This is a genomic window from Citrobacter sp. Cf125 (assembly GCF_030333935.1).
In the GTDB taxonomy this organism is placed as follows: domain Bacteria; phylum Pseudomonadota; class Gammaproteobacteria; order Enterobacterales; family Enterobacteriaceae; genus Citrobacter; species Citrobacter freundii.
This window is the reverse complement of the sequence record NZ_JAOWEY010000023.1, coordinates 374,856-387,669: the sequence shown is the minus strand read 5'-3', so window position 1 is coordinate 387,669 and position 12,814 is coordinate 374,856. Positions and strand designations below refer to the sequence as shown.

Sequence of the window (12,814 nt, the reverse complement as noted above, 5' to 3'; positions counted from 1 at the left end):
TCTGCGATTAAAATTATCCATTTCCGCTAATGTTTTCCCCGCGCTATAGTCTGCTCCTAAGAGAAACAGTTCGGGATGATTAACGTGTTATCGTATTACTTTCAAGGGCTTGCACTTGGTGCGGCCATGATTCTTCCGCTTGGTCCGCAAAACGCCTTCGTGATGAACCAGGGCATTCGCCGCCAGTATCACATCATGATTGCTTTACTCTGTGCTATCAGCGATTTAGTGCTGATTTGTGCGGGGATCTTTGGCGGTAGCGCCTTGTTGATGCAGTCACCATGGCTGATGGCGCTGGTCACCTGGGGTGGGGTGGCTTTTTTACTCTGGTACGGTTTCGGGGCGTTAAAAACGGCGATGAGCAGTAATCTGGAACTGGCCAGTGCCGAGGTGATGAAGCAAGGGCGCTGGAAAATCATCGCCACCATGCTGGCGGTGACATGGCTCAATCCCCATGTTTACCTGGATACCTTTGTGGTGCTGGGGAGTCTGGGGGGGCAACTGGACGTTGAGCCGAAGCGCTGGTTTGCGCTGGGAACCGTCAGCGCTTCGTTCCTGTGGTTCTTCGGTCTGGCATTGTTGGCGGCCTGGCTGGCTCCGCGTCTGCGCACTGCTAAAGCGCAGCGCATCATCAATACGCTGGTAGGATTAGTGATGTGGTTTATTGCTTTTCAACTGGCAAAAGAAGGTGTTGCGCACGTTCATGCGTTGTTCAACTAAGTGTTGTCTGATGGACAACGCAGCGAGATCGTCTAAGCTTGCCTGCATGTGCCCTGAGTTTCGGGGTAATTATTGAAACATGGAGGAACGACCGTGAAGTTCAAAATAATGGCCCTGGCGGCATTAGTCGGATTCAGCGCACTATCGGTACAGGCAAATGAGTTGCCAAATGGACCGCACATCGTGACTTCCGGAACAGCAAGCGTGGATGCGACACCAGACATCGCTACGCTGGCAATTGAAGTGAACGTTGCTGCCAAGGATGCGGCTTCAGCGAAGAAGCAGGCCGATGAGCGCGTGGCGCAATATCTGTCCTTCCTTGAACAGAACCAGATAGCGAAGAAAGATATTAGCGCTGCAAACCTGCGTACCCAGCCGGATTACGACTACCAGAACGGTAAAAGTATCCTCAAAGGGTATCGTGCGGTGCGCACCGTTGAAGTCACGCTGCGCCAGCTGGACAAACTTAACGCTCTGCTCGATGGCGCGCTGAAGGCTGGTCTGAATGAGATCCGTTCGGTATCGCTCGGTGTTGCCCAACCGGATGCTTACAAAGATAAAGCGCGTAAAGCGGCAATTGATGATGCCATTCATCAGGCTGAACAGCTGGCTGCGGGCTTCAATAGCAAACTTGGCCCGGTGTACAGCGTGCGCTACCACGTTTCCAACTATCAGCCGAGCCCGATGGTTCGGATGATGAAAGCCGATGCCGCACCTGCTGCTTCTGCTCAGGAAACCTACGAACAACCGGTTATTCAGTTTGACGATCAGGTTGATGTCGTCTTCCAGATTGAGCCGACGGCGGGGCAACCAGCTGCAACGCCAGCCAAAACTCAGTAATTGTTGCAGACCCGGCTTGCCAGCCGGGTTTTTTCTGTGAGCAACTGTAAAAATGAGACTTCACATCCGGTCTTTTTTTTCGCCGTAATGAGGATAGGCCATAGCGATTTTTAAGGGGACGCTATGGATATTTTTATCTCGAAAAAGATGCGTAATTTCATTCTGCTGGCGCAAACCAATAACATCGCCAGAGCGGCAGAAAAAATACATATGACCGCATCGCCCTTCGGTAAAAGCATTGCTGCACTGGAAGATCAAATCGGCTATACGCTGTTTACCCGCAAAGATAACAACATCAGCCTGAATAAAGCAGGACAAGAGCTGTATCAGAAGCTGTTTCCCGTTTATCAGCGCCTCTCTGCCATTGATAACGAAATCCATAACGCCTCTCGCCGCTCGCGGGAAATTGTTATCGGCATCGACAATACCTACCCAACGATTATTTTTGACCAGTTGATTAGCCTTGGTGACAAGTATGACGGTGTGACGGCTCAGGCCGTTGAATTCAGCGAGAATGGGGTGATTGATAACCTGTTCGATCGCAAACTGGATTTTATTATCTCGCCGCAGCACGTTTCCCCCCGCGTGCAGGAGCTGGAAAATCTGGCGATCAGCGAACTGCCTCCGCTGCGTCTGGGGTTTCTCGTTTCCCGGCGCTATGAAGAAAAACAGCCGCAGGATCTGCTGCGCGAGCTGCCCTGGCTGCAAATGCGCTTCCAGAATCGCGCCAACTTTGAGGCGATGCTGGATGCATACATGCGACCCTGCGGGATCAACCCGACGATTATCTATCGTCCGTACAGCTTTATGGCCAAGATTAGCGCGGTGGAGCGCGGGCAGTTTTTGACGGTGATCCCTCACTTCGCCTGGCGGCTGGTGAACCCGTCGACGCTGAAATATTTCGACGCGCCCGGCAGTCCCATGTATATGCAGGAGTTTCTCTATTCGCTGAAAAATCATCGCTATACCGCCACCATGCTCCAGCATATTGCTGAAGATCGTGACGGTAGTGCAAGTTAACCTAGCATCGAGCCTGTTTCGAGAAGGTTGCGATGCAGATCGAACGCATGGCTGAGATCGTGATGGATATGCCCGCCGGGCGCTTTTTCCAGATAGCGGTGCAAGTAATCTCTGTAAAGCGGATGCGCACAGTTATTGATAATCGTGTGCGCCCGCTGCATCGGAGATAACCCACGCAGATCGGCAATCCCTTGTTCGGTCACGATCACTTTAACGCTATGTTCGCTGTGGTCGACATGGCTGCACATCGGAACGATGGTTGAGATTTTCCCGCCTTTGGCAATCGACGGCGCCATAAAGATAGACAGGTAGGCGTTGCGCTCGAAATCCCCGCTGCCGCCGATGCCGTTCATCAGGTTCACCCCCGCAACGTGCGTGGAATTGGCATGACCGTAGATATCAAACTCCAGACCGACGTTGAGCGCAATAACCCCCAGTCGACGGATGATTTCCGGGTTATTGGAGATCTCCTGCGGGCGCAATACAATCCGGCTGGCGAAGAAGTCCATGTTGTCGTAAATCTTCTGTAGCGACGGGGCTGAAATGGTCAGGCTGGAGGCGCTGGCACCGCTAATCTTGCCCGTTTCCAGCAGATGCACCACCGACTCCTGCAACACCTCCGAATACATCATAAAGGGCGGGATATCCGGGTTCTCGCCCAGTCGAGCCATTACCGCGTTGTTGATATTGCCCACCCCGCTTTGTAAGGGCAGAAACTCAGCTGGAATGCGTTTGTGCGCCATTTCTCCCAGCAGAAAAGAGACTACGTTATCGGCAATTTGTTGGCTGACCGGATTGGTTTTATCCGATGCATTTCCTGCATCGGGCAGTTCGGTATCCACCACCGCAACCACCTTTTTGGGGTCTATCTGTACGCACTGACTGCCTACGCGATCCATGGTATGAAAAATGGGTACGCTGTTACGCCGCGGCGGCGCACCGGGTATCACGATGTCGGCAAACTCCGCCACACGCGGATTATGGTAATGATTCAATTCAATGATCACTTTTTTCGCCCGCAGCAGCCAGGTGGGGGCATTACCGATACCGCTGGACAGCCAAATCCGGCCATCCGGCGCGATGGCTGAGGCTTCAATGACGGCAACATCGATCTCGCCAAAAAAGCCGTAATTAACCATTTGCGCCACTTCGCTCAAATGGAGATCGACAAACCTCACCTGGCCCTGATTAATTTTGTCGCGCAGGCCCGATGACGTTTGATAAGGCGCACGCCAGGAAACGGCATCCGCCGCGGATAGTACGTCATCAGCGGCGGCGCCAATTGATGCTCCGGTCAGCAGGCGGATCTGAAAAGGCTGTCCGTTCTGATGCTGTTCGCAGGCACGTTGGGCAATTGCGGTGGGTAACGCTTTTGGCGAACCCGCGGGGGTAAAGCCGCTAAACGCCACCATATCATCGTGCTGGATAATTTCTGCCGCCTGTTCGGCGCTCATCCGTTTCATGGCCGTCTCCTTCCTCAGACGTGATTAATGGCCGACAAAATTAGGTTTACGTTTTTCCATAAACGCGTTCATCCCTTCCTGATAATCCTCGCTGTCGTACACCGCGCGGCGCATGCCCTGAATGCGCTCGAACTCATCGGAATTCATGGTGTGCGCTTCACCCAGCACGCGCAGCTCTTCTTTAATGACGGCGATCGCCAGCGGCGCTTTCTCCGAGATGTGGTGCGCCATTTGCAGAGTGAAATCCTCCAGTTCGTCTACAGGAACCACATGGTTGAGGATCCCGACGGCCATCGCACGCTGAGCGGTAATCGGTGAGGCGGTAAAGATCAGCTCTTTCACGATGTGAAAACCGGCGTCGCGAGTCAGGTTGTGGATGCCGACCAGGTTATACGGCACGCCGAGGTTGACCGGGGTCATCGAGAAGGTGGATGTTTCAGCGGCGATGATCAGATCGGAACTCATGATCATCTCAAATGCGCCGCCCCAGACGCTGCCTTCAACCATAGAGATCACCGGTTTTGGATATTTTTGGATCATGCGGGTTATCTGACGCAGCGGATCGTCATAGGAGAGCGGATCGCGACGTCCGGTCGGGAGTTCATGAATATCATGCCCGGCAGAGAAAACTTTGGCTCCACTCGGAGCGCGTAGAATGATGCAGCGAATGTCCGCACGATTGAGATCGCTCAGCGCCTGCATCAGATCGTCAATAAACACTTTACTCAGGGCATTGAGCTTGCGGGCGTAATTGAACTCAATAACCGCGACTTTCTGGATGATGACCACGTTGACGTATTGATAAGACATAATGTTCTCTTTATTGAAAGTAATGATGCTGGATAAATTCGCTGATGTGCCGCAGACCGGTGCGCGGCGACAGATCGTTATTTTTGACGGCCTGTAGCGTCTGCTGGAAATAGCGGTCGAAATCAGTCCGCGCAAACAGCAGATGTAGGGCTTCTTCTTCAGCCTGCTGGTGTAACCAGTCCACCGCCTGCTGCTGGCGGACTTTTTCCAGTCGACCGCTGGCGCTAAGGCACGTTTTAAAGTCGGTTATCGCCTGCCAGACCTCCTCAATACCGCGTTTTTCCAGGGCGCTACAGGTCAGAACCAGCGGCTGCCACTCGTCATATTTACGGCGCAGAATATGCAGGGCGGATTCGTACATATGGCGGGCGATGGCCACGCTGGCATGGTTCTCGCCGTCGTCCTTATTGATGACGACCAGATCCGCCATTTCCATCAGGCCTTTTTTGATGCCTTGCAAATCGTCGCCACCGCCGGCGATTTGTAGTGAGATAAAGCAATCCACCATGCCTGCGACTTCGGTTTCTGACTGCCCAACGCCGACGGTTTCTACAATAACCACGTCAAAGCCAGCCGCTTCGCACAACAGCATTAATTCGCGGGCGCGCTGGCTGGCTCCGCCTAAATGACCGCTGGAAGGGACCGGGCGAATAAACGCAGATTCGGCGCGAGACAGCTCCGTCATGCGGGTTTTATCGCCAAGAATGCTGCCGCCGCTGACCGGGCTGCTGGGATCGACGGCGATCACCGCCACCCGTAATCCGTGACGGATTAACAGCATGCCGAATGCTTCCAGAAAGGTGCTTTTGCCCGCGCCCGGCGTACCGGTTATCCCCAAACGCAGGGCGTTACCGGTGAACGGTATAATTGCGTCCAGCAACTGCGTACTCAGCGGCTGGTGGCGCGGGTGGCTGCTTTCGACCAGCGTCATCGCCTGGGCGAGCGTTGCCCGTTCGCCAAGTCGCAAGCGACGGACGGTATCCTCAAGCGTGGCGGCGTTAATCATGATGCTGACTGATACGGGTTAACACATCGCGGACGCTGTCGAGCATTGGCGTGCCGGGGCCATAAATGGCTGCCACGCCATGCTCGTGCAGGAAGGCGTAATCCTGTGGCGGAATAACGCCTCCTGCTACCACGCAGATATCTTCACGCCCCCATTTTTTGAGCGCGGTAACCAGTTCCGGGATCAGCGTTTTATGACCCGCCGCCAGTGACGATGCGCCTATTACATGCACATCGTTTTCTACCGCCAGACGGGCGATCTCTTCTGGTGTGGAGAACATCGGACTGAGGTCAACATCGAAGCCGAGATCGGAGTAGGCGCTGGCGATCACTTTCGCGCCGCGATCGTGACCATCCTGGCCCATCTTGGCGATCAGAATCCTCGGTCGGCGACCATTTTCCGCGAGGAACTGTTCGGTTTGCGCAACGATGGCGTCGAACTCATCGGCGGATTTGTCGGACTGGTGATAGCTTTGCGCAATCACCCCGGTGACGCACTGGCTGGGAACCAGATAGCGGTCAAAAGCGGTTTCCAGCGCGTCGGAGATCTCACCGAGCGTGGCGCGAACGCGGGCGGCGTTAACGGCGGCGGCCAGCAGATTTTCATTATGCTGCGCGGCGTGGGTCAGCGCCGCGAGTGCGGCATTGACGGCATCTGTGTCGCGAGTTGTGCGGATATGCTGCAACGAGGCAATTTGCTCGTTGCGTACCTTCACGTTGTCGATTTCCAGTACCGACGTTTCGTCTTCTTTATCCAGCTTGTATTTGTTCACGCCGACGATAACGCGTTTACCCTGGTCGATCAGCGACTGCTCGCGCGCGGAAGCTTCTTCGATCATCCGTTTAGGGAGCCCGGCTTCGATCGCTTTCGCCATGCCGCCTGCCTCATCAATTTGTTTGATGATCGTGCGCGCTTGCTTCACGATTTGATCGGTGAGCGACTCGACGTAATACGATCCGGCCAGCGGATCGACGGTGCGGCAGATCTCTGACTCTTCCTGAATGATGATCTGTGTATTACGCGCGATGCGGGCGGAGAAATCGGTGGGTAGCCCGAGCGCCTCATCAAAGGCGTTGGTATGCAGAGACTGGGTGCCGCCAAGCGTAGCACCGAGCGCTTCAATGGTCGTGCGGATCACGTTGTTGTAAGGATCCTGCTCGGTCAGACTCCAGCCGGAGGTCTGGCAGTGGGTACGCAGAGCGAGAGATTTCGGGTTGTTTGCGCCAAAACCGCTGACTGCTTCACTCCACAAATAGCGAGCCGCGCGCAGCATGGCTACGTTCATAAACAGATCCATGCCGATGCCGAAGAAGAATGACAGGCGCGGCGCGAAGTCATCAATTTTCAGCCCGGCAGACAGCGCGGCTTTGATGTACTCAATGCCGTCAGCCAGCGTAAACGCCACCTGCTGGACGCAGTTCGCCCCGGCTTCCCCCATGTGATAACCGCTGATACTGATGGTGTTATAGCGCGGCATATTGGCGGAACACCAGGCGATGATGTCGGCGATGATGCGCATTGAAGGTTTTGGCGGGTAAATGTAGGTATTGCGGCACAGGTACTCTTTCAGAATATCGTTCTGAATGGTCCCGGTGAGTTGCTCCGGCGTTACGCCTTGTTCTTCTGCAGCCACGATATAAAACGCCAGTACCGGCAGCACCGCGCCGTTCATGGTCATTGATACCGACATCTTATCCAGCGGAATTTGGTCGAACAGCACCTTCATATCTTCGACAGTATCGATCGCCACGCCCGCTTTGCCGACGTCACCTGCCACGCGCGGGTTGTCAGAGTCATAGCCGCGATGGGTGGCAAGGTCAAAGGCGACGGAAAGTCCTTTTTGCCCGGCGGCGAGGTTGCGGCGGTAAAAGGCGTTGGACTCTTTGGCGGTAGAGAAACCAGCGTACTGGCGAATGGTCCACGGCTGCGCGGTATACATGGTGGCGCGCGGGCCACGCACGTAAGGCGGTAGGCCGGGAAGAGTGCCCGTGACTTCCAGATTATCGAGGTCCGCTTCAGTGTATAGCGGCTTGATGGCAATTCCTTCCGCCGTCTGTCTTTCCAGCGATTCGACGGTTTTTTCCCGTCGACTGAGTTCTTTATTAGCGAGTGTTTGCCACTCCTGCACATTTGCCATTTTTTGCTCCGTATTACGCAATAAGTTGAATCTTTGCGGATACGGTGAGCTTTTTCATTTGGCTTGTCGCCAGCAAAAAATAGCCAACAGGGCGTCGTTTTTTGCCGCATGGCATGTTTTATTTTGTGATTTATTTCAAAGACGTGGCGGGAATAGCATGAAAAGAGGGTAAGGATTGTCGGCCGGATAAGGCGTTACGCCACCATCCGGCACTCTGGAGCAATAAACGGTTTAATCCTGACGCAACACCTTGTGCCCGTATTCCAGCAGCGCGTCGGTAACGTTGCGCATCATGCGGCTTTCCGGTGCAAAACGGTGCCAGTACAGCATCCGACGCTGGAACAGACCTGGCGTTAAATCGATCAGCTCGCCGCTTTCCAGCTCTTTCTCAATCTGTAAGTGCGGGATCATGCAGCAGGTGGTGCCCTGACGCGCCAACTGGACGAAGGCTTCAGAAGAGTTAACGATGTGGCACGGCACGCTTCCCGGCGGCAGGTCGAAGTTTTGTTGCAGGAACGCCTGATGCATATCATCAAGATGGTCAAACGCTACCGCCGGGGCTTTCAGCAGGGCGGAGCGGGTGACGCCGTTAGGGAAATAACGCTCGGCGAAAGGTTTGGAGCCAACGAACAGGTAGTCCAGCGCGCCAAGTTTATCCACCAGACAGCTTGGCAGCGCCTGATGTTGGATACTCACCGCACCGACCACTTCACCACGACGCAGACGTTCCTGGGTGCGCGTTTCATCCTCAACCTGCAGGTTCAGCCGAATCGGTGAATTGGCCAGTACCGGGGCTAACGCCGGAAGCAACCAGGTCGCCAGACTGTCGGCGTTCACTGCCAGTGAGAGCAGCAGCGGCGTCGATCCGGTTTGTTCATCACCCAGCCACTCGTCTTCCAGCAGTTCAACCTGACGCAAAAGCGCCAGTAGTTTCTGCCCCTGTTCGGTTGGGCGTGGTGGTACGGTACGCACCAGCAGCGGTTGTCCGAACATATTCTCAAGCTGTTTTATGCGCTGTGAAACCGCGGATTGCGTGATGCACAGCTTTTGCGCCGCGCGCTCAAATCCTCGTTCACGAATAACCGCATCCAGTGCTTGTAGTGTTCTGTAGTCCGGACGTTTCATTGCTTTGACGCACTCCTGAAAATTTTGCTTGTTCTGCACTATGACACAAATTTAGGTTGGGTAAAGACGAAATCCGCCGCTTGCGAGCGGGTGTGGGGACATTTTTCTGCACAATGTTCTATAATGCGCGTGAATTTTCCCACCATATTCACACCACAGGCGAAACGATCATGACGCAGGATGAACTGAAAAAAGCAGTAGGATGGGCGGCACTTCAGTATGTACAGCCCGGTACCATTGTGGGCGTAGGTACAGGTTCAACAGCCGCACACTTTATTGATGCGCTGGGCACAATGAAAGGTCAGATTGAAGGTGCGGTATCCAGTTCGGACGCTTCAACCGAAAAACTCAAAAGCCTTGGCATCCACGTGTTCGATCTTAACGAAGTTGATAGTCTCGGCGTATACGTGGACGGCGCGGATGAAATCAACGGCCACATGCAGATGATCAAGGGCGGCGGTGCAGCGTTGACTCGTGAAAAAATCATTGCTTCCGTGGCGAAGAAATTTATCTGCATCGCGGATGCGTCCAAAGAAGTCGACATTCTCGGCAACTTCCCGCTGCCGGTTGAAGTGATCCCAATGGCGCGCAGCGCTGTGGCTCGCCAGTTGGTGAAGCTGGGCGGTCGTCCTGAATACCGTCAGGGCGTAGTGACGGACAACGGCAACGTGATCCTTGATGTACATGGTCTGGAGATCCTTGACGCCGTGGCCATGGAAAACGCCATCAATGCGATTCCGGGCGTGGTAACCGTCGGTCTGTTTGCCAACCGTGGTGCGGATGTCGCGCTGATCGGTACCCCAGACGGCGTGAAAACTATCGTAAAATGATCTGATGGGAGTGTCTTCTCCCGTTAAAAAAATTTTGGCAGGGCAAATTTGGTGACTTGTGTCACGTTTATAATATTGTCCTGCCGATCTCTCCAAAGAAAAAGTTATCGCCAGTATTTTCCTCTGACATTTCTCTCTGAATGACATTTCTTCAGCACGGCGACGCAAACGTTCATATTGCCGCAATATTATTTTTTGATATGTTGAAGAGGCGGATGAAAATCCCACACACAACACATCAGTTTGAACAAAAAAAGACAGGGTCGGGGAAATGGCAAAGGTATCACTGGAGAAAGATAAGATTAAATTTCTGCTGGTAGAAGGCGTGCATCAAAAAGCACTCGAAAGCCTTCGTGCAGCAGGTTATACCAACATCGAGTTTCACAAAGGCGCTCTGGACACTGAACAACTGAAAGAGTCCATCCGTGATGCCCACTTCATTGGCCTGCGATCCCGTACCCATCTGACTGAAGATGTGATTGACGCCGCAGAGAAACTGGTCGCGATTGGCTGCTTCTGTATCGGCACCAACCAGGTTGATCTGACCGCTGCGGCAAAGCGCGGGATCCCCGTGTTTAACGCGCCATTCTCTAACACGCGTTCCGTTGCGGAACTGGTGATTGGCGAACTGCTTCTCCTGCTACGCGGTGTACCCGAAGCGAACGCCAAAGCACACCGCGGCGTGTGGAACAAACTGGCTACCGGCTCCTTTGAAGCGCGTGGCAAAAAACTGGGGATCATCGGCTACGGCCACATTGGTACTCAGCTAGGCATTCTGGCGGAATCGCTGGGGATGCATGTCTATTTCTATGATATTGAAAATAAACTCCCACTCGGCAACGCCACGCAGGTGCAGCATCTTTCCGACCTGCTCAATATGAGCGACGTGGTCAGTTTGCACGTACCGGAAAATGCCTCCACCAAAAATCTGATGGGCGCGCGTGAGATTGCGTTGATGAAACCAGGCGCGCTGCTGATTAACGCCGCACGTGGTACGGTTGTTGATATTCCTGCGCTGTGCGACGCGTTAGCGACCAAGCACCTGGCAGGGGCGGCAATCGACGTATTCCCAACCGAGCCGGCAACCAACAGCGATCCTTTCACTTCGCCGCTGTGTGATTTCGACAACGTGATCCTGACGCCGCACATTGGTGGTTCAACGCTGGAAGCGCAGGAAAACATCGGTCTGGAAGTGGCTGGGAAACTGACCAAGTATTCCGACAACGGCTCTACGCTGTCTGCAGTTAACTTCCCGGAAGTTTCGCTGCCGCTACACGGCGGTCGTCGTCTGATGCACATTCACGAAAACCGTCCGGGCGTACTGACCGCGCTGAACCAGATTTTTGCCGAGCAGGGCGTCAACATTGCCGCACAGTATCTGCAGACTTCCGCACAGGTAGGTTACGTGGTTATTGATATTGAAGCGGATGAAGATGTGGCGGAGAAAGCGTTGCTGGCGATGAAAGCCCTCCCGGGTACCATTCGTGCTCGTCTGCTGTACTGATTTCCTCTACATGGGCAGGCTGCTGGCCTGCCCGCATGTTCCATGTTTTCCTACCACGCCCAAATTTTGGACGGCGTCACCACCGCAGGCAGCGGGATATCCCATTCTTCAACAGGCAGCTTTTCTACTCGCTGACAATCGTGCGCGTAGCCTACGGGCTGGATCTTATGCTGCTGCCAGTTTTGTAGCGTGCGGTCATAAAATCCGCCGCCCATGCCCAGGCGTTGCCCATATTCATCAAACGCCACTAACGGCGTAATCAGTACATCCAGCTGTGACAGCGGTAATACGTCACGTACATCAAGTCGTGGTTCCTGGATCTTTAAGCGATTGGTTACCAGGTCGCTATGCGGATGATAGTGCAGGAACAGCAAATTACCGGTGCTGAAGGGATGAAGAACCGGAAGATAAACGCGCTTGCCCGCTCGCCACAGCTGATCTATTAGCGGCTGGGTATCGAGTTCGCCATCGAACGAGAGGAATACTGCCACCGTATGAGCGAGTACAACAGGGGGAAAGCTGAGCATTCGGGTCGCGGCTTGCTGACCGTATTGTCGTTGCTGTTCGGAGGTAAGCGCACGACGACGCTGCCGAATCAGTTGACGAATTTCTTGCCGGGATAAAGGGAGTTCAGAAAGTAATGTCATGGCTGTTGCCAGGTAGAAGGGAATCTCCGAGATGCCGCCGCAGGCTGTAACCCTTGAACCCTTGGTTCAAGGTGAATGTGTCGTCACAGTTTTAAGGCTTCTCGGACGGGCCGAGCATGCTCACCAACCGTGGAGCGCCACATTCTTGTGGTATGAAATATCGGCTCAGGGGACTGGCCCGCTTGCAAACATCTCAGAGAAATTTTGTCTTCACGGTCACTCTACCACAGTAAACCGAAAAGTGTTATTCAAAGTTTTGGCCCGTTTTTTCGGTTATGCGACCCTGATCAAGCAACGCCTGTTCGATGGTCTGTTGTAGCATCCGAATACGTTGTTCCATGCTCGCCGCGTACTCACGCGTCTTCGCTTTTTCCTGAGTTAATTCATAGCTGATGTTCAACGCGGCGATGAAAACCAACTGCTCAGTATTTGTGACTCTAGTGCGAACTTTCAGATCTTGCAATCGCTGATTGAGATCGTCCGCAGCCTGATTCAACGCATCCCTTTGTTCAGGCGGGCAATTCACTCGCAGTGAACGGCCAAATATTTGGATATCGACGGGTTGTGCAGACATGCCACCTTCCTGCTGATTGACTGCGCTGCCTTCGTCTCCAGACCGTGGGTCCGCGAAGGGGCGACACTATAGCTACCCTGGTATCAAGATACAAGCCCTTTTCTGGTCCACCAGGGTCCAAAGTGGTAGCATACCATG

The 12,814-nt window shown here is 54.0% G+C and carries 12 protein-coding genes and 1 other RNA gene; 5 read left to right on the top strand and 8 right to left on the bottom strand.

Annotation, left to right across the window (positions count from 1 at the left end):
• Positions 1 to 84: 84 nt before the first annotated feature.
• The 3 genes from argO (at position 85) to srsR (ending at position 2,580) form a co-directional block, all read left to right on the top strand.
• On the top strand, positions 85 to 720 hold the full coding sequence (gene argO, locus OGV89_RS12245) for an arginine exporter ArgO (RefSeq protein ID WP_003027005.1): 636 nt from the start codon (positions 85 to 87) through the stop codon (positions 718 to 720).
• Positions 721 to 813: 93 nt separating this feature from the next.
• Positions 814 to 1,560 (top strand): oxidative stress defense protein, encoded by a 747-nt coding sequence (locus tag OGV89_RS12240; protein WP_003027002.1) that lies wholly within the window; start codon positions 814 to 816, stop codon positions 1,558 to 1,560.
• A gap of 123 nt (positions 1,561 to 1,683) precedes the next feature.
• Positions 1,684 to 2,580, top strand: coding sequence for a LysR family transcriptional regulator SrsR (srsR, locus tag OGV89_RS12235; protein WP_003026999.1), 897 nt, complete (start codon positions 1,684 to 1,686; stop codon positions 2,578 to 2,580).
• On the opposite strand, the gene scpC is transcribed toward srsR, so the two are convergent.
• The 5 genes from scpC to argP form a co-directional block, all read right to left on the bottom strand.
• Entirely contained in the window at positions 2,577 to 4,043 is a 1,467-nt protein-coding gene (gene scpC, locus OGV89_RS12230; RefSeq protein WP_003846377.1) for a succinyl-CoA:acetate CoA-transferase ScpC, read from the bottom strand. The two genes, srsR and scpC, sit on opposite strands and share 4 nt — an antisense overlap.
• A gap of 24 nt (positions 4,044 to 4,067) precedes the next feature.
• Positions 4,068 to 4,853, bottom strand: a complete 786-nt coding sequence (scpB, locus tag OGV89_RS12225) for a methylmalonyl-CoA decarboxylase (RefSeq protein ID WP_003026994.1) — start codon at positions 4,851 to 4,853, stop codon at positions 4,068 to 4,070.
• Positions 4,854 to 4,863: 10 nt separating this feature from the next.
• Positions 4,864 to 5,859: a methylmalonyl Co-A mutase-associated GTPase MeaB gene (gene meaB, locus OGV89_RS12220; RefSeq protein WP_003846379.1), complete on the bottom strand. Its 996-nt coding sequence runs from the start codon at positions 5,857 to 5,859 to the stop codon at positions 4,864 to 4,866.
• Positions 5,852 to 7,996 carry a methylmalonyl-CoA mutase gene (gene scpA / locus OGV89_RS12215; RefSeq protein WP_049015298.1) on the bottom strand — a complete coding sequence of 715 codons (2,145 nt, stop codon included), beginning with the start codon at positions 7,994 to 7,996 and terminating at the stop codon, positions 5,852 to 5,854. Before scpA ends, meaB begins: the two co-directional genes overlap by 8 nt.
• 231 nt (positions 7,997 to 8,227) lie before the next feature.
• Positions 8,228 to 9,121, bottom strand: coding sequence for a DNA-binding transcriptional regulator ArgP (gene argP, locus OGV89_RS12210; RefSeq protein ID WP_003026988.1), 894 nt, complete (start codon positions 9,119 to 9,121; stop codon positions 8,228 to 8,230).
• A gap of 170 nt (positions 9,122 to 9,291) precedes the next feature.
• Between argP and rpiA the strand changes: the two genes are divergently transcribed.
• A complete protein-coding gene (gene rpiA / locus OGV89_RS12205) occupies positions 9,292 to 9,951 on the top strand; it encodes a ribose-5-phosphate isomerase RpiA (protein WP_003026986.1) in 660 nt (219 codons plus the stop codon).
• 271 nt (positions 9,952 to 10,222) lie between these two features.
• On the top strand, positions 10,223 to 11,455 hold the full coding sequence (gene serA, locus OGV89_RS12200; RefSeq protein ID WP_003026984.1) for a phosphoglycerate dehydrogenase: 1,233 nt from the start codon (positions 10,223 to 10,225) through the stop codon (positions 11,453 to 11,455).
• 50 nt (positions 11,456 to 11,505) lie between these two features.
• Here serA and OGV89_RS12195 read toward each other — a convergent pair whose 3' ends face one another.
• The 3 genes from OGV89_RS12195 to zapA form a co-directional block, all read right to left on the bottom strand.
• On the bottom strand, positions 11,506 to 12,102 hold the full coding sequence (locus OGV89_RS12195) for a 5-formyltetrahydrofolate cyclo-ligase (protein WP_286558692.1): 597 nt from the start codon (positions 12,100 to 12,102) through the stop codon (positions 11,506 to 11,508).
• A 19-nt stretch (positions 12,103 to 12,121) separates the two neighbouring features.
• Positions 12,122 to 12,305: non-coding RNA, 6S RNA (gene ssrS / locus OGV89_RS12190), on the bottom strand.
• Positions 12,306 to 12,346: 41 nt separating this feature from the next.
• Positions 12,347 to 12,676 carry a cell division protein ZapA gene (gene zapA / locus OGV89_RS12185; protein ID WP_003026980.1) on the bottom strand — a complete coding sequence of 110 codons (330 nt, stop codon included), beginning with the start codon at positions 12,674 to 12,676 and terminating at the stop codon, positions 12,347 to 12,349.
• Between the last annotated feature and the right edge of the window lie 138 nt (positions 12,677 to 12,814).